This is a genomic window from Hymenobacter ruber (assembly GCF_054783255.1).
The window spans coordinates 1,849,899-1,867,447 of sequence record NZ_BAAGQX010000004.1 but is presented as its reverse complement, the minus strand read 5'-3'; the positions used below and the strand labels follow the sequence as shown (position 1 = coordinate 1,867,447).

The following is a 17,549-nucleotide window of genomic DNA, read 5'->3' as shown; positions in this document are numbered from 1 at the left end:
GCCGGACCGAGCCTACGAACAGCCCATAAAAGCAGGCTCCAATAACATGCAAAAAGCCCGCTCCAGTCTGGAGCGGGCTTTTTGCATGCGAAAGATGGAGGCTACAGCTCGGCGCGGCGAGTGGTGACGGCCGTCACGAACGTGTCGAGGGTGGCAATGTCGCTGGTGAGGGTGTCACGGTCCAGCTCTTTTTCGAGCTTGGCAGTGGCGCCGTAGTTCTCCATTTTGCTGGTGAGGTTGTTGACGCGGGTTTCGTAGCGGTTGAGCTGGTTTTGGTTGCGGCGCTTGTCGTCGCCATCGGGCAGGGCGGCTACTACGGGCGTGAGGCCGGCAATCAGGGCCTGGGTGGCGGCGAGCTCCGTGCCGGCGCTGGTGGAATCGTCCCAGTTATCGAGCTGAAACTGGAGGTTGTTGAGCCGGTTGTTCAAGCCGGTGCGCTCGCGCTGCTTGGTGGCGAGCAGCGCGTCGCACTCGGCCTGGGTGGTGAGGAGGTTGGTGGAAAAAGCCATTTTGTAAACAGTAAAAGGGTAGGTGAAACTGCCGGCTCGCTCCCGCGCTCCGCTGCCCCCTAAACAGCTGTATACTAGTAGATATTGCACAGTAACCCAGCACAATCTTTTCAGGCGTTTTCCGTTGCGGCCAGCTCCTGCGCTACGGCCGCGGCTTCGGCCCGCAGCCCGGCAATGCGAATGCGCAGCCGGGCCTGGGCCGTGCTGCCGCTGCGGGCCACCTCGGCGCGGGCATCGGCCGCGAAACCGGCCAGCCACGCCGGCGGCGCGGTGCCCGCCGGCGTGAGGGCGGCCGTGAGCACGGGCAGGGCCGCCAGCCGGCGCCGCGCCCAGGTGGCCCGCGCCGGCAACTGGTCCAGCTCGTGGCTGAGCTGGTCGGCCCGCAGTCGGCAGGCGCGCTGCTGCTTGTGCAGCGCGTGCGGGTCGGGGGCTTCCGGTTCGGGCTCGGCCGGGGTGTTGTGGTAGGCCAGGGTGAGAGCCGCTTGCGGCAGGGCGGCGGGGAGCGGCAGGGGACGGATGCCGCGCTCGACCTGGGATACCATTTGCTTACCCAGCCCCAGGCAATGGCCCAAGGCCGTTTGGCTAAGGCCAAAGAAGCTGCGGAGGCGCGGAAACAGGAGAATAGTATCGGTCGGCATCACAAGTAATTTGCTTTACGCTTCTACGCAACGCTGAAAAGGTAAAGCAAATTGTAATCCGACAGTGCTTTACGTTTTTCGAACCCGCCGAAAAACGTAAAGCACTGCGGCTACCTTTGTCCAGAGGCCAGCTTCGGCAGGCCTATCCCGAAAAGCCGACTGGTTACGTGAGGGCGTTGGCCTTTCTTTTTTGCCTGGCCAGCTGGACGTGAAAAAGCCGTTCCGGCAGAGCTGAAGCGGCTTTTTCGTGACAGGGTAGGGTGCTGGCGGCACCGGCTATGCCGGGGCGTGGGCTTCGTCCCAGTCGCGCATGAGGCGCTCGGTGCCTTGCAGGGCGGCGAGCAGGCGCTGGTAGTGGCGAATTTCGTCGAAGGTGAGGGTGCGGCCCTGGCGGTCTTTGAGCCACTTCTGGGCCGGCTGGTAGCCGCCAATGGGCAGGGCCCAGACGTCGGGGGCCACGGGCTCGACGAACTGGGTGGGGTTGAAGTAGACGCGCTGGGTGGCGGCGTTGTAGCGGGGCTTCTCCACGGTGCCGGGGCCTTCGCCGCCGGTGCGGGTGGGGAGGGGGTGGGGCAGGGCGGCCGGGCGCAGCAGGTGCAGCTCGCGCAGCTGGTGGCCGAAGGCGACGACGGCGCGGAACGCCTCGGCCGAGGCGGGCAGGGGCACGCGGGGGAAGTCGATGCGCAGCAGCTCGTGGTAGCGGCGGCGGTAGGCGGGCTGGTGCAGGATGCCGTAGACGTAGTCAAGCACGTCTTCGGGGGCGAAGGTGTCGGGGGTGGCTTCGGTTTCGGGCACGAAGCGCAGTCCGGTGGCGGTAGCCAGCCGCGCCACGGCTTCGGGCTTGAGGTTGGGGCGGCGCTGGGCGGGGGCGTAGAGGTCGGTGGTGTCGGGGTAGAGGTAGAGGGGGAAGACGGTGCCGCCGCCACGATAGAACGAATTGTAGTCGACCATGTACTCGGAAACAAAAACCAAATTCCACTCCGAACCACCAACAACTTGGCCTTGCCGGCCAACGATTAGACCTGCGTTTTCTTCTCGGACTTGAGACATTATTTTGCGCTGTGGACTTGAATATAAGCCTCGCGAAGTGCCTGTATAATAAGTAGAGCGATAATCAAAAGGCCGATAGAGCACACGCTTAATCAGCTCTCTGTCAAAATTGGCTTCAACATCAGCCTTTGCTGTCGCTGCAGTCCAGTCTCTGGAATCCTTGCCTAGCTCGTACTTCTCACGTAATTCCGCTATTGATAATTTATTAAAATCTTCAATAGTGCGCCAAATTTCCTCTTGCTCGAAAGCTATGCTAATTTTATCACGGGCTGATACGAAGCCGGAAGAAGATTGCCCAAAAAGGTCATTTAGCTTAATAGCTAATTCAAAGCTGGCGACGATTTCTTCATTTTGGTTTATGAAAAAATAATCAGGTGCTTTTAACCTGATTTTGTCAAATTTGACCTTCGAAAAGATGGCTGCATCCAACGCGTCGTATTTAGCTTCCCGTCGGCCAAATAAGTCAGCGTGGTACACTTCGCCTAGTCCCTTCTTTTGCGCTTTGGTCCGTACAGCAATGATGATGGCAACCCCTGGTTGAATATCGAAAACGTTTTCGTCCTTGCTACCGTCTGGTGCGGTTTCTTTCTTGAGAGTGTTGCCATGTAAATCCAGTACATATAGTTTATCAAACGTATTGAGTAAATGCCAGCGCATCCCGCGAAACGTCGGATTCTCCAGGTAGCCATGGTTAGTGATGAAACCTAGCACACCTTCGCCGTTACGCTCCACATAGTCTTCGGCGAGGCGAATGAACTTCACATAGTCGTCTTGCAACCAGTGTTTACGCTCGCCGAAGTGCTTGCCATCAACGTATTTATAATCCTCAATCTTTTCAGTAATCCACTGACCGTTATTAATTGAAATCCCCGAATACGGCGGGTTGCCCAGCACCACCATCACGGGGGCATCGCGCTTGATGGTGTTGGCGAGGTTGGATTCGTCGGAGAGCCAGGAGGCGAACAGGGTGTGGGTATCGGGGTGCGACTCTTCGAGGGCGTTGGTGAGGTACACGCTCAGGCGGGGCGGGGTGGGCTGCTGGCTTTTGTAGCCGAGCTGCTCCAGCAGCAGGCCGAGCTTGAGGTGGCACATGGCGTAGGAGGCCATCATAATCTCGAAGCCGTGCAGGCGCGGAATGAGGTGCTGCTCGACGTACTGGTTCCAGAAGCCCGCGCCGCCGCCCAGGCTGGCGTGAATGTGGCGCACCACCTCGGCCAAGAAAGTACCGGTACCGGTGGCGGGGTCGAGGACCTGCACGCGGGCTACTTCTTTCTTGGCCTTCACCGATTTGCCGGTGGCCTTGCCGTACTTGATTTCGGGCACCATGATATCGACGGTGGTTTTGGCGGTGTCGGCCAGGCCCTCGGCCAACCCGAAATCGCGCCGCAGCACCTCGTCCACAGCCCGTACAATGAAGCGCACGACGGGCTGCGGGGTGTAGTACACGCCCCGGCTCTTCTTAAGGGCGGGGTTGTAGCGGCCCAGGAAGGTTTCGTAGAAATACAGAAACGGGTCGGTCATTTGGGTGCTTGCCCCAAAGCCCTTGAGCAGGGCGGCCACGTCGGCCGCGCGAAAAAGCTCGGCCAGGGCATCCACTATCCATACCACCCGGTCGTCGAGGTCGGTGCCGGCCACGTAGCTGAACAGCTTGCGCAGAAAGGGGTTGGAGGCGGGCACCAGCGTGAGAGCCTCCTGGCGGGAGAAGGTATCGGGAGTGGCGTCGTGCAGGCGGGCCGCAAAAAGGCCGTAGGCAATGGTCTGGGCGTAGATGTCGGCAAACTGCTCATGCGTCAGGTCGTGGATGAGCATCTGCCGAAAGGCTTCGTACTGGCTTTCGAGTGAGCCGGCCGTGGCTGTGTTCAGGCCGGAGGGACTCACCGTCACTTCGGGGTGCGTGAGGGCCTGCAACAGCACGTATTGGAGCAGGCGGGCCTTATCGGCCATGAGCTGGGCGAGGGTTTCGGGCGAGTTGATGCGCTGCCCTTTAGCCGCCGTGAACACGCGCAGCATTTCCTCGAACTGGGCATAGTCCTGCGGCCGTGCCTTCACCGGCTGGCCCTTGGTATAGTCGCCGATGCGCACTTCCATCACCTTTTCGCCGCGCTGCCAGAGCTGCCAGTGCAGGTAGTCGGTGATGAGCAGATTGTCGAGGGAGCGGCGGTAGCGGCCAAACTGCTCCTGATGCTTGGGGTCATCGATGTTTTCGGGCAGGTCCTTAGCTTCGATGTAGCCGATGGCCACGCCATCGCGCTGCACCAGAAAATCGGGGGCACCGCAGGCCTGGCGGCGTGGCTCGTTGGTGATGGCCAGCTCGGGGTAGCGGCGCTTGAACAGGGCTTCGACGGCGGCGCGGTAGCTGTGCTCGGTGGCTTTGCCGGTAGCCTCGGTAGCAGCAATGGAAAGGAGGTAATCTTTCATGAAAAGGGATTTAGGGCCGGCAAGATAGGGCCATTCCTCCCGCCAATATACCGGTTACCCCACCAATCCCAGCCCCGCCGCGTGCGCGGCGGCCGTGGCATAATCCGCCACCAGCAGCATGGGCACTTGCTCGGCGCTCAGCTCCTCGATAATCGGCCCGACCAGTGCAGCCCGCTCGGGCACCTGCACATCTCTGATATAAATCGCCTTAATCCGGCCGGGATGCCGCCGCACCACTTCGCGGTAGATGCGGGCATCTTCCTGGCCGCTGTCGCCGAGCAGGACGAAGGGCAGCTTGGGGTAGGTGGTGAGCAGGTCGTCGATTTCGTGCAGCTTGTGGGCAAAATGGATAGCGGCCGAGCCGGTGACGCCGGGCGGGGGCGTGGTTTTGGGGCGGGCAATGCTGAGGTCGCGCAGCAGGAGCGGGCCGGTGGGAATGTCGTGCAGCTTGAGAAACTCCGCCAGCATATCGTAGAGATTCCAGGGGCTGCTGCTGACGAAGAAAAACGGGTTGTCGGGCCGGCCGGTGCGGCCGTGCTGAAGCCGGCGGTAAAACTCGGCCACGCCCTCGAAGGGCTGTTTCGACTGGGCATTGCTGAACAGCACGCGGCCCAGCATCTTGAAAATATTGGTGGCGCTGGTTTCAAACACCGTGTCGTCGAGGTCGGAAATCACGCCGAATTCGGCACTGGTGGGCGGCACCAGCACGGCGGCTTCGGTAGCAATAGCCTTGGGGGGCAGCTTGAGAAACCGGGGCAGCCGGGCCACGCGTACCGGCACGGGGTACCAGAGGTAATCCACGGGCGCGGGCAGCGCCTGCGGCTCGATGACGAGGGTGAAATAACCTTCGTCGTCGGTGCTTACGAGGTGCTGGCTGCCGTCGGGCAGCTCCGCCACCAGGTCGGCCCCGGCTACTTCGCGGCTGTTGAAGCGGCGCACCATGCTGCGGAAGTTGCGCCAGCCGGAGTCGGTGGCGGTGGCGGCCACCAGGCCCGGGTCGGCTAGCAGGCGGCCTTTGATGTAGAACTTAGTGGTGGTGCCGTAGCTGCGGTAGGCGTCGATTAGCAGGGGCCGCAGCCAGCCGCGCCGGGCCGAAAAACGGGTATATAGATGGTCGGTCCACTCAGAGAAATTGGATAGGGCAGCAGGCAGCTTCATGGGACAAACCTACGGCTGGCCGCCGGCAATGGCTGATGTAGCGCGGATTGGTAGTCCACGAGTGAAGGTTGTCGAGACGACGAGCGGTTGTTTGAAATCGCGGACTACAAAGTCCGCGCTACAGTGGTACGGCCGCAATTGTCCTTTTTCCGTAGAACCCCGACGCCCAATTCCTGTGCTGCTTTCGTTCTATCCATGCCCACCGCCACCGCCCACCCCAAAACCCGCAAAAAGAAGCTTCTGCCCCAGGAAGAGGCGCATATTGTGTACAAAGACCCCGCCCGGCAGGCCGAAATGGCCGGCCTGCGCTACGCCACCGACAGCGGCCCCGGCCTGACGCGCAAGCCCACCCGCAACGGCAACTTTGTGTACCACGACCCCAAAGGCCAGAAAATAACCGACCCGAAAACGCTGGCCCGCATCAGCAGCTTCGTGATTCCGCCGGCCTGGACGGAGGTTTGGATTTCGCCTTCCGCTACCACGCACTTGCAGGTGACGGGCAAAGACAACCTGGGCCGCAAGCAGTACCGCTACCATCCGGCCTGGGACGAAATGCGCAGCCTCACCAAGTTTTCGCGCCTGCGCACCTTCGGCGAAAAATTGGGGCCGTTGCGCCAGCAGCTCAGCAAAGACCTGCGCCGCGCCGCCCTCGACCGCGAAAAAGTGGTGGCCCTGGTGCTCACGCTCATGGACCAGTCGTTTATCCGCGTCGGCAACAAGGAATACGCGAAGAAAAACGGCAAATCGAAGCCCAGCTACGGCCTGAGCACCTTGCAGGACAAGCACGTGGCCATCGAAGGGGCGAAGGTCAATTTCAGCTTCGTGGGCAAAAAAGGCGTGCCGCATGACGTGACCCTGCACGATGCCAAACTGGCCCGGCTGGTGCGCAAGTGCAAGGAAATTCCGGGCCAGCACCTGTTCCAATTCTACTCGGCCGATGGGCAGCGCCACGCCCTGGAATCGGGCGACGTGAACGACTACCTGCACCGCCACACCGGCTTGCAGCTCTCGGCCAAGGACTTCCGCACCTGGGGCGGTACCGTGAAAATGGTGAGCTGCCTGGAGGCGGTGCTGAACGAAGAGCCGGACCTGGCTCCCGAAAAAGTCATCAAGAAAGCCGTGAAGGAAGTGGCCACCGGCCTCGGCAACACGCCCACGGTGTGCTCGAAATACTACATTCACCCGCAAGTGGTGGAGCTGTTCAAATCGGGCCAGCTGATTGAATTCCTGCGCAAGCACAACGCCGAAGCCCAGTCCGACGACCCCCTGACGCCCGTGGAGCGGCTGGTGCTGAAGATGCTGGCGCAGGCGTGAGGACAGGCCGGCTGGTTTGATTTTTATACTTATTGCTTCGATTTTTATAACGCGACCCCATCGGCGCGGCCGGAGCTTTGTGTTGTCGTCGGCCCGGGAAGGATGGTCTGGCCGGGCGGCTTGATGAGCAGGGATGCAAACATCACTGCGAGGCCGGCAGTTTGGAGTTCGTTCCGAGGCGTTGAAAAGTAGAAGCATTAATGAAAAAAGGATGCCTTTTCCTTATTTTGGTTATATTTCTTACGAGTAGTGGCGGCGGTCCAGTGCTTTGCCCGGCTGCCCACCCTGCGGTAAAGCGGCCCTGAGCCGGTAAGCCTTTCCTTTCATTATTAATACACGCCATGCAAGAAGACCTTTTTCCGGCCTCCGACGCCCCGCAGCCGGCCGACGACTCGCGCCGCACGTTCATGAAGCAGGCGGGCGGCATTTTCGGCTTTGCGCTGGCGGCTCCGCTGGCCGGGCAGGCCGAGCGCCTGACCGCCTATTCCAAAACCACCACGGGCGTCACCACCCTCACGCTGCGCATCAATGGCCAGTCCCGCACGGTGCAGGCCGAGCCGCGCGTGACGCTGCTCGACGCGCTGCGCGAGCGCCTGGACCTGACGGGCACGAAAAAAGGCTGCGACCACGGCCAATGCGGGGCCTGCACGGTGCTCGTGGATGGCCAGCGCGTCAACAGCTGCCTGACGCTGGCCATTACCACCCAGGGCAAGGACATTACCACCATCGAGGGCCTGGCACAGGGCGAGGCGCTGCACCCAATGCAGGAGGCTTTTCTGAAGCACGACGGCTTTCAGTGCGGCTACTGCACCCCCGGCCAGATTATGAGCGGCGTGGCCTGCGTGAAAGAAGGCCACGCCACCACCGACGACCAGGCCCGCGAGTGGATGAGCGGCAACCTCTGCCGCTGCGGGGCATATGCCAACATTCTGGCCGCCGTGCGCGAGGTGGCGGCGCAACAAGCAAAAGGCTAAAACAGGCAATTCCATGAACGACTTTAGCTACACCGCCGCCGCGACGGCCAAGGAGGCCACCGGCCTGCTCAAAGACCAGCCCACCGCCAGTTACCTGGCCGGCGGCACCACCCTGCTGGACCTGATGAAGGCCAACCTGCTGGCCCCGCCGCACCTGGTGGATGTGAACCCGCTGCCCCTCACCGGCATCGAGCAAACCCCGGACGGGCTGCGCATTGGGGCCATGGCGCGCATGAGCGCTGTGGGCGAGCACCCGCTGGTGGTGCAGGGCTACCCGGCCGTGTCGAAATCCCTGCTGCTGGCCGCCTCGCCGCAGCTGCGCAACATGGCCAGCATCGGCGGCAACCTGCTGCAGCGCACCCGCTGCGGCTACTTCCGCGACGCGGCCTTCCCGTGCAACAAGCGGGTGCCCGGCTCGGGCTGCCCGGCCCTCGACGGCGACAGCCACAACCTGGCCGTGCTGGGCGTGAGCGAGAGCTGCATCGCCACCGCCTACCCGGGCGACCTGGCGGTGGCCCTGGCCGCGCTGGATGCCGTGCTGACGCTGGAAAATGCCAAGGGCAAGCAGCGCCGCGTGCCCGTAACCGAATTTTACCTGCTGCCGGGCCGCACGCCGCACAAAGAGAACGTGCTGGAGCCGGGCGAATTAATCGTGGCCGTCACGATTCCCCAGGCCGCCCACGCCCAGCGCTCCACCTACCTGAAGGTACGCGAGCGCAGCAGCTACGCCTACGCCCTAGCCTCGGCCGCCGTGGGCCTGGACGTGCAGGGCGGCACCATCCGGTCCGCCCGGGTGGCCCTGGGCGGGGTGGGCGCGCAGCCCTGGCGCTCGCGCGAGGCCGAAAAAGTGCTGACCGGCCAGCCCGCCACCGAGGCCACGTTCCGGGCCGCCGCGGCCGCCGCGCTGCGCGAGGCGCAGCCCCGCAAGGAAAACGCCTATAAGGTAGACCTGGCCCAGAGCACGCTGGTGCGGGCCTTGCAGGAAGTAGCCGGCTAGCGGGCGGGTTCAGCGCCGCCGCATTCACCCTCATTGAAAGTACGTTATGGAAATGGAGCCGAATTTTGCTGATACCAACCCCAAAGCCGGGGTAGTGGGCCAGCCCCTGAGCCGCGTGGACGGCCGGGCCAAGGTGACGGGCGCGGCCAAATACTCGGCCGAGTACAACCAGCTGCCGGGCCTGGTGCACGCCGTGCTCAAAACCAGCGACGTGGCCAGGGGCCGCATCACGGGCTTCGACGTGAGCGCGGCCCGGCAGGTGCCGGGCGTGCTGGCCATCCTCACCCACGAGAACATCCCGAAGCTGGCCAAAACGCCCAACAACCCCCAGGACCAGCAGGCGATGGGGCCGGGGGCGCACATGGGCTTCCTGCCCCTTACTTCCGACCAGGTGCATTATGCCGCGCAGCCGGTGGCCATTGTGGTGGCCGACACGCTGGAGCGCGCCCAGCACGCGGCCGCGCTGCTGCGGGTGCAAGTAGCGCCCGAAACGCCCGTGGCCTCGTTTCGTGACCCGCGGGCCGAGGTGTTCAAGCCCAAAGAAGGCCGGGCGGCCCAGCTGCCCAAGCCGCGTGGCAACGCGCAGGCGGCTTTCGCCGGTGCGCCCATCCAGCTCACCGCCACGTATGAGCACGCCATCAACCACCACAACCCGATGGAGCCGGGCGCGACCACGGCCCACTGGGAGGCGCCCGACCGCCTCACCTTGTATGATGCGACCCAGGGCATTGTGTGGACGCAGCAGGCGCTGAGTGTGATGCTGGGCCTGTCGGCCGACCAGGTACGGGTAGTGAACAAGTTTCTGGGGGGCGGTTTTGGCTGCAAGGGCAGCGTGTGGCCCCACACGGTACTGGCCGCGCAGGCGGCCCGGGCCGTGGGCCGGCCGGTGAAGCTGGTGCTCACCCGCCCGCAGCAGTTCACGGGCATGGGCCACCGCGAAGACCAGGACCAGACCCTGCGCTTGGGCGCAACTTCGGAGGGCAAGCTGCTGGCGCTGCTGCACGAGAAAACCTCGACCACCTCGCCCTGGGATGCCTACGCCGAAACAAATAGCAAAATTGTGGACCTGCTCTATGCCTGCCCCGCCTTCGAGGCCTCGGCCAAGCTGGCGAAGGCCAATGTGATGACCAGCACCTTCATGCGCGCCCCTGGCGAGGCCCCCGGCTCGTTCGCCATCGAGAGCCTGATGGACGATTTGGCCTACCGCGTGGGGGTAGACCCGCTGCAGATTCGCCTGCTCAACTACGCCGACCGCGACCCCAGCACCGGCAAGCCCTGGAGCAGCAAGAGCCTGAAGGAATGCTACGCCCGCGGGGCTGAGCTGTTTGGCTGGGCCAAGCGCAACCCCAAAAACGGGCAGATGCGCCAGGGCAAGCTCCTGGTGGGCTACGGCATGGCCTCGGGCACGTACCCCGTGCACAGCGGGCAGGGCAATGCCCGCGTGCGCCTCTACGCCGACGGCCACGCCGTGGTGCAGGCCGCAGCCACCGACCTGGGCACCGGCACCTACACCGTCATCACGCAAACGGCGGCCGACGCACTGGGTCTCGCGCCGGAGAATATCCGCTTCGAGCTGGGCGACAGCCAATTGCCCAGCACCATCGTATCGGGCGGCTCGATGGCGGCCGGTACGGTATCATCGTCGGTGTATCTGGCGGCGCAGGACGTGTGGCAGAAACTCACCAAAGTGGCGGTAATGGACAAAAAGTCGCCGCTGTTTGGGGCTAAGCCTGCCGATGTGGAAGCCACCGGAGGGCGCTTGCAGCTCAAGGCCAACCCGGCCAAGGGCGAAGGCTTTGCCGAGGTGATGAAACGCGCCATGATGACCGACCTGGAAGGCAGCGCCACCGGCCGCTACGGGGCGGGCTACGAGTCGGCGCAGGCCGCGCTCAACGCCAAGCCGGACGCAGCCGGCGGCAAAGACGACGCGGGCGGGCACTCAATGCACTCGTTCGGAGCGCACTTCTGCGAGGTACACGTGGACCCCGAGCTGGGCACCGTGCGCGTCAAGCGCTGGGTGAGTGTCATCGGCGGCGGCCGCATTCTGAACCCCAAAACGGCCCGCTCGCAGATTATGGGCGGGGCCATTATGGGCATCGGCGCGGCCCTGATGGAGGGCACCGTGCGCGACCAAAACCTGGCCCGCTACACCAACGCCAGCCTGGCCGACTACCACGTGTGCGTGAACGCCGACATTCCGGAAATGACCGTAGAATTCATCGACGAGAAGGACCCCTACATCAACGCCATGGGCGTGAAGGGCATCGGCGAAATCTCTATTGTGGGCACCTCGGCGGCCGTGGCCAATGCCATCTACCACGCCACCGGTCGGCGGCTGCGCAGCCTGCCCATCACCCCCGACAAAATGCTGGCAGCCCTGCGCCAGCCAGCATAGGGGCAAATTACTGACGAGGACATAGGTTTGAAGCTGTCTAAAAAGTCAAAATCGTTGTCATCCTGAGCGCAGCGAAGGACCTTCTCACATTAATAAGTTTTCTAACGTGAGAAGGTCCTTCGCTGCGCTCAGGATGACAGATGTATATCCCAAACAGACTTTCTAAACAGCCTTTTTATATAAAAGCTGCGGCCAATAGTGATAATCATTCGCTGGACTATTCTTCCGGCGGCTTATCGTAGGCGCGTTTGGCCGGCACGCTTTCCTGCGTGAAACGAATGCCCCGGCTGCCACCGACAGCGCGAAACTCGTCGTGGCCCGCTCCGCCGTAGATGCGGATAGCTGGCTTGCTGGCGGGTTTCGCGCTGTGCGTTTCCACGGTGAAAACGTCATCGCCCGCCAATCCTTCCAACTGAATGAGCCGGGTTTCAGTCGGCAAAAAGGCGCGGTGCAGGAGCGGGGTGGCGGCAGCGCCGGCCGCCAGTGGCTCAACGATGACCACCGTCGAATCGGCGTAGCGCCGGATGGTGAACCGCTCGGCCTGCGCCGTGCCGCCAATGCGTGGGCGCTTGGCTAATCCCAGGTAAAAGCCGTCGGCCAGGGCGGGCAGGGCGGCCCGGCGGGCTTGCAGCGCCGCGATGGTGCGCGGGCCTTCCAGGGCGAAGGCGGACGCGGGCAGCCGGCGCACAGCCCGGGTAATGAGCGTATCGGGCAGGCGCTGCTGCATGGCCACAGCGGCGGCCTGAAACTGCGCGCGGCTCAGGCCATTCAATATGCGCTGGTCGAGGTAGTGGCCGGAGGACATCAGCCCCGATGGATTTTTATATTGAGGAGCAAAGGTGGCCCAGTGCCGCAGAAATACGTGGCCGATGAGCCAGCCCAGTGCGCCATCATCGAGGCGGTAGAGAACCATGTCGCGGTCCTTGGGCAGCGGTACCAGCGTGGCGGGGCCGGCTTCGGTGGGCCGGACCACGGCCCAGCTCCATTGGCCGGAGTGGCGGTCCCAGTCGCCCAGCCAGCCGTCGAGCAGGCGGGCGCGCAACAGCTCGGCCGGAGCGAAGCGCTGCTCGGGACTGGCGAATGCGGCGGCGAAGGCCTTGGTACTGTTGATAACGGCAGCGGGCGGCGGGGTGGTGGGAGCAGCCTTTTCCTCCAGATAAGCCAATTGGCCCCGGAAGTGCCGCAGCGAATCGGTCTGAAAAGCCGGGTCATCGGCCCGCACGTAGAACAGGCGCGGATTGGAATGCGGCACCCCGGCGGCGGCGGCCAGCGGCGGCACCACCAGCGCCGCGTAGGGATTGGTGGAGGAGATGTTATCGCGCAGCACATTCACCAAAAAAGTGCCCCGCACCAGTTCCGGCGTGGCCCGGATGGGGTCCTTGTCCACGGTGCGCACCACGTAGGCGCGGCCGTCGGTGCCGGTCAAGTTCAAGCTGGTGCTGTTGAAGCCGCCGCCCACTTTGCCGGGCGTGAGGCCGCCGGGGTGTGCGCTGGTCAGGCGCAGTACCGGTGCGGCCACCGGAGCGGCCCAGGTGGGGCGGTGGTGGCGGCCCACCAGCGCGTTGTAGAGGCCGCCGTGGCGGGCATATTGCCGGCCGGCGGTGGCCCCGCGCACGCTGTCGGCCGAAGCGGGCAGGGGCGCGGGGGCATCAAGCCGGGCATCGGGCTGAAAAAACTGCCTGCGCACGCAGCCGGTGCCGAGCAGCCCAACCAGTGCGCCCCCCATCAATGTATAAAAGCGCAAACGGAGGGGCATCAGGAGCAAGCAGCGTAATAGGGTTGGGCTTTGAACGGGAGGGGGCTGAAAAAGGCTGACCGGGAGCGGTGGCAACTGCAAATAATCGGCGGTGAATTGTAACGCGGACCTTGTCGTCCGCGACCCACAAACGATACACAAACGGCGTAGGGACGCGGACCACAAAGTCCGCGCTACACCTAATCATCGTTGAGCCGGTTGTAGGCGCGGTGTTTCTTTCGGGGCAGGCTGGGGCGGAGGCTGCCGGCGGCCGTCACGTCGGAGGCTTCGTCGAAGAGCCTGAGGCGCTGGCTGTTGCCTTGCAGCAGCAGTTGGTCGTGGCCCTCGCCGCCGTACAGCAGCACGGGCATGGGCCGGCTGGCTGCGGTGGTGGTTACTTCAAATACATCGTCGCCACCCAGGCCATCAAGGCTCAACGCTTTGGTTTCGGCAGTGAAATACGTGCGCCGGAAGCGCAGGGAGTCGCCGGCTGAAAGCTGGCTGAGGGCTTTCGAAAAAACCCGCACGGTGGTGGAGTCGGCGTAGCGGTGCACCACAAACCGCTCGGCCTCGGCCGTGCCGCCCAGCGTGGGCGCGTGGGCCAGGGTCAGGTAATATTCCTCCGCGGCGCGGGGCAGGGTTTCGCGCCGGGCCTTGAGGGCGTTGCCGATGCGGGTCCCTTCGAGGGCAAACACGGCGGGCGGCAGGCGGTGCAGGGCGCGGTCAATCACGGAATCGGGCAGGCGGCGCTGCAGGTCGCGGGCGGTGCGCTGAAAATCGGCCCGCGTCATGGCCGAGAGGCCGCGCTCGTCGATAAACTTGGCCTGGTACACCAGCCCGGCCATGTTGTTGTACTGGTTGCGAAACGTTTGGAACTGCGGCGCAATGAACGGCCGGGCCGCCAGCCAGGGAATCACCCCGTCGTCGAACCGAAAATACACCTGGTCGCGGTCCTTCGGAATGCCGACGTAGCGCACGCGGCCCCCGGCTTCCGGAAATTGCGCCCAGGTCCACTGCGCCTCGTGGCGGTCCCAGTCGCCGAGCCACACATCGAGCAGGCGGGCACGCAGGAAGGCGGGCTGGTCGATGGAATAAGAAGGGTGGTGGTACACCTTTTTCAGCATGGCCTCGCCGCCGTCAAAATCGACGGCCGCGGCCAGGTCGGGCGTGCGTGCGGCGGGGTTGTTATACTTTTCTTCGAGCAAAGCCAGCTTGCCCTGAAACCGGGCGGAGGACTCGCCCAAGCCGGTTTCATCGGGGCGCACGTACACCAGGCGCGGGCGGGTGTGGGGCACGCCGGCCGCCTGCGCCAGCGGCGGCACCGTGAGCGCCCCGTATGGGATGGCCGCCGAGGTGGCATCGCGCACCACGTTGAGCACGAAGGTGTGGCGCAGCACCAGCGGCAGGGTTTTGTAGGGCTCCTTGTCGAGGGCGCGCAGGGCGTATTCGCGCTTCCCGGCGCCTTCTAGGGCCATGCTGATGCTTTGGTAGCCGCCGCCGGCCTTGCCCGCCGTGAGGCCGCCGGGCGCGGCGGTGGCCAGGTTCAGCACGGCAACCCTGACGGGGGCGGCCCACGCGCGGCGGTAGTGCCGCCCCATGAAAAAGCGGTAGAAGCCTGAGTGGCGATTGTATTGGCGGCCGGCCGTGGCCAGCACCGAGTCGGCCGGGGCCGGCAGGGCGGCCGTACTGCCCGGGCCCACGCGGGCATCGGGCTGGAAATAGTTGTGACGGGCGCAGCCGCCAGCGGCCAGCCCCAGGCCCAGCAGCACCAGCAGGCGCGGGCAAAAACCGGGGCAGCGAACAAATTGGTAAGGCATTCGGGGAAGGCGGCAAGCGCGAATGAGCCTTTAACGCAACTTCCCCGTAAAGGTGGGCAGCGGATAGCCTCAACTGTGCGTTGGACGGCTTTTTCTGCCGGGAAATACTTGCTTTTTAGGCCCGATGAGTGCTCCGTTTTCTGGAAAATTGCTGCTTATGCCGGGTTCGACTGCTGAATGGAAGCCGTGGGCACGGGGCTGGTGCGTCGGCGCGGTGGCCGTGGTGTTGGGGGGCTGCGCCGAACACAAGGCCCCGGGCATGGCAGCTCCGCAGTGGAGCGCCGATTCGACCACGGTGCGGCTGGCAGCCGGACCGCAATATGCCCGTAGCACCGTCTGGAAGTTCTTTTTTGGGAAGCACTACCGCAGCGTATGGGCCACGTCGGTCACGGTGCCAGTGCTGCGGCTGGCCACCGCTGTGCCCGGCGGCTTGGTGCCCGTGCAGGCCGGCGGCAGCTACCAGAGCCACACCCTGCGGCTGCGCGCGCCCGATTGCCGCGAGTACGTATTGCGCTCCGTGGACAAGGACATGAGCGCCGCGCTTAGCCCCGGCTGGAAACGGAATCTGCTACGCCCCCTGCTCAAGGACCAGACCAGCGCCACGCAACCTTTCGGGGCCTACCCGGCGGCCTTCCTGGCCGAGGCAGCCGGGGTGCTGCACGCCAACCCCCGGTTGGTATTTGTGGGGCCTGATGCGGGCCTGGGCAAGTTCAAAGCCAGCTATGCCAATGCGCTGTACCTGTTTGAGGAGCGACCCGATGGCGACCAGCGCCCGGTGGCCAGCTTCGGCCACGCGCCGCAGGTAGTGAACTCGCACCACATGCTGGCGGCGCTGCGCCGCTGGCCCAGCGCCCACGTGCCCGCCCGGGCTTTTCTGCGCGCCCGGTTGCTCGATGTGCTGGTGGGCGACTGGAGCCGCCGCGAAGACCAGTGGCGCTGGGCGCAGTTTCCGCAGGCGGGGCGGCTGGCGTTCCGGCCCGTGCCGCGCGACCGCGACCAGGCATTTTTTTTGTTCGATGACGGACTGGTGACGCGCTTGGTGTCGTGGTTTGCGCCCAAGTACCAGACTTTTCGGGCCACCATCCGGCTGGAAAACGTGGACGGCCTCACCACCACCGCCCGCGCCCTCGACCGCACCCTGCTCACCAGCCTCAGCGCGAATGATTTCCGCGAGGTGGCCGACTCCGTGCGGGCCAGCCTGAGCGATGCCGTGCTGGCCCAGGCCTTCAATTCCGGCCCGGCCGAAATGCGGGCCAGCCTGGCGGCCAAATTTGTGCCCATGCTGCGCACCCGGCGCGAGCAGCTGCCGGCCGTGGCGCAGCAGTATTATGCCCTGCTGAACAAGCAGGCCTGGCTGATTGGCACCGACCAGGCCGAACGATTCATCCTGAGCGAAGTGGGCGGCAGCCTGCGCGTGCAGCTACTGGCCCAGCGCCCCGGCCGGCCCGACAGCCTCGTGACCGACCGCACCTTCAACCGAAAAATCACCCCCCAGCTCGACCTCTACGGCCTGGGCGGTGACGACGTATTTGAGCTGCGCGGCGCCTTGCCGCAGGGCATTGCCGTGCGCCTATACGATGGCGGCGGCCGTAATCAAGTAATCACCGGCCCCGGCGCTACGCCGGGCAATGTTACCTGGTATACTGGTCCCGGCGAGCGAATTATTGCGCATCCGGCCGGCGTGCAGGTGGAGGCCGACCCAGCCCCCGAACTCACGGCCAACGGCCGCGCCTGGCTGCATCGCTACAATCTGCGCGACTAGTCCGGCGGGGGCAGCAGGCCTGCCAGTGGCTCCCGGCCATCAATTGTGCCCTCGCTGCTCAGCACCCCGAAGCGGGCGAACAACTCCTCGGCGTACCAGTTTTCACGGCGCGTGAGCTTGATAACTTCGCGATGCCTGGCGTCTTGGTACGCGTATTCCTGCATGGTCCGGGCCGAGTCCCATATGCTGAACGTGGCCTGCCGCACCAGCGGCAGCTCGCCCAGCCCGATGGCGGCCCGCACGCCCGTGGCATGGGCCAGCGCCGCGCTGGTGGGCTCCACAAATTTCCAGAAGCGCGGCACTTTGCGCCAATGGATGCTGGCGCGGGTGAGTACGGCCACGGGCGCTTCAACTGGGCTTGGAAGTGGGTTGGCGTTATAGTCAAAGGGGTTTTTGCCATCCCACAAGCCCTGGGATTTGATGGGGGCGAGGCGCACGGTCCACTGCTCGGCGCTGCGGTGCTGGTAGGCGGCCCACACGGGATTTCGGCTGAAAAATGCTTCGGCAAAGGCCACATCCTCCCACACGGCCAACAGGCCGTAGCGGTCGAAGTTGGGCCACGCGCCAAAGCCATTAGCCGCCCCGCTGCCCAGCAGCTTGCTAAACCGCAGGCCCGGCACGCGCTGCAATTGCGGGGGGACGGTGCCCATCCGGGCCAGTGCCCAGCGCCGGTGGCCGGGTTGCAGGGTGAAAACGGTGAGGGTGGTTAGATGCATTCGAACTAAGGGCGGGTAGGCCGCCGGGCAGCGGGTTTCAAGCAACAAAAAAAGGCCGGAATTGCT

Annotated in this window: 12 protein-coding genes; 5 read left to right on the top strand and 7 right to left on the bottom strand. The window is 64.4% G+C overall.

Annotated features, from left to right (window positions below):
- Positions 1-101: 101 nt before the first annotated feature.
- The 4 genes from ACYVM5_RS18475 to ACYVM5_RS18460 form a co-directional block, all read right to left on the bottom strand.
- A complete protein-coding gene (locus ACYVM5_RS18475) occupies positions 102-509 on the bottom strand; it encodes a hypothetical protein (protein ID WP_460619571.1) in 408 nt (135 codons plus the stop codon).
- Positions 510-619: 110 nt separating this feature from the next.
- Complete coding sequence (locus ACYVM5_RS18470; RefSeq protein WP_460619570.1) at positions 620-1,147, bottom strand: helix-turn-helix domain-containing protein; 528 nt, start codon at positions 1,145-1,147, stop codon at positions 620-622.
- 276 nt (positions 1,148-1,423) lie between these two features.
- Complete coding sequence (locus ACYVM5_RS18465; protein ID WP_460619569.1) at positions 1,424-4,615, bottom strand: type ISP restriction/modification enzyme; 3,192 nt, start codon at positions 4,613-4,615, stop codon at positions 1,424-1,426.
- A gap of 54 nt (positions 4,616-4,669) precedes the next feature.
- On the bottom strand, positions 4,670-5,773 hold the full coding sequence (locus ACYVM5_RS18460; RefSeq protein ID WP_460619568.1) for an App1 family protein: 1,104 nt from the start codon (positions 5,771-5,773) through the stop codon (positions 4,670-4,672).
- A gap of 195 nt (positions 5,774-5,968) precedes the next feature.
- Between ACYVM5_RS18460 and ACYVM5_RS18455 the strand changes: the two genes are divergently transcribed.
- The 4 genes from ACYVM5_RS18455 to ACYVM5_RS18440 all read left to right on the top strand — a co-directional run bounded on the left by ACYVM5_RS18455 (position 5,969) and on the right by ACYVM5_RS18440 (position 11,453).
- Positions 5,969-7,087 (top strand): DNA topoisomerase IB, encoded by a 1,119-nt coding sequence (locus ACYVM5_RS18455; RefSeq protein ID WP_460619567.1) that lies wholly within the window; start codon positions 5,969-5,971, stop codon positions 7,085-7,087.
- A 341-nt stretch (positions 7,088-7,428) separates the two neighbouring features.
- Positions 7,429-8,061 (top strand): (2Fe-2S)-binding protein, encoded by a 633-nt coding sequence (locus ACYVM5_RS18450; RefSeq protein WP_460619566.1) that lies wholly within the window; start codon positions 7,429-7,431, stop codon positions 8,059-8,061.
- A gap of 13 nt (positions 8,062-8,074) precedes the next feature.
- On the top strand, positions 8,075-9,058 hold the full coding sequence (locus ACYVM5_RS18445; protein ID WP_460619565.1) for an FAD binding domain-containing protein: 984 nt from the start codon (positions 8,075-8,077) through the stop codon (positions 9,056-9,058).
- Positions 9,059-9,110: 52 nt separating this feature from the next.
- Positions 9,111-11,453 (top strand): xanthine dehydrogenase family protein molybdopterin-binding subunit, encoded by a 2,343-nt coding sequence (locus tag ACYVM5_RS18440; protein ID WP_460619564.1) that lies wholly within the window; start codon positions 9,111-9,113, stop codon positions 11,451-11,453.
- 217 nt (positions 11,454-11,670) lie between these two features.
- Here ACYVM5_RS18440 and ACYVM5_RS18435 read toward each other — a convergent pair whose 3' ends face one another.
- On the bottom strand, positions 11,671-13,209 hold the full coding sequence (locus tag ACYVM5_RS18435; protein WP_460619563.1) for a hypothetical protein: 1,539 nt from the start codon (positions 13,207-13,209) through the stop codon (positions 11,671-11,673).
- A 179-nt stretch (positions 13,210-13,388) separates the two neighbouring features.
- Complete coding sequence (locus ACYVM5_RS18430; RefSeq protein WP_460619562.1) at positions 13,389-15,005, bottom strand: hypothetical protein; 1,617 nt, start codon at positions 15,003-15,005, stop codon at positions 13,389-13,391.
- Between the two features lie 157 nt (positions 15,006-15,162).
- Here ACYVM5_RS18430 and ACYVM5_RS18425 point away from each other — a divergent pair, with 157 nt between their 5' ends.
- A complete protein-coding gene (locus ACYVM5_RS18425) occupies positions 15,163-16,767 on the top strand; it encodes a hypothetical protein (RefSeq protein ID WP_460619561.1) in 1,605 nt (534 codons plus the stop codon).
- Here the strand turns inward: ACYVM5_RS18425 and ACYVM5_RS18420 are convergent.
- Positions 16,764-17,483 (bottom strand): spheroidene monooxygenase, encoded by a 720-nt coding sequence (locus tag ACYVM5_RS18420; RefSeq protein WP_460619560.1) that lies wholly within the window; start codon positions 17,481-17,483, stop codon positions 16,764-16,766. The two genes, ACYVM5_RS18425 and ACYVM5_RS18420, sit on opposite strands and share 4 nt — an antisense overlap.
- Between the last annotated feature and the right edge of the window lie 66 nt (positions 17,484-17,549).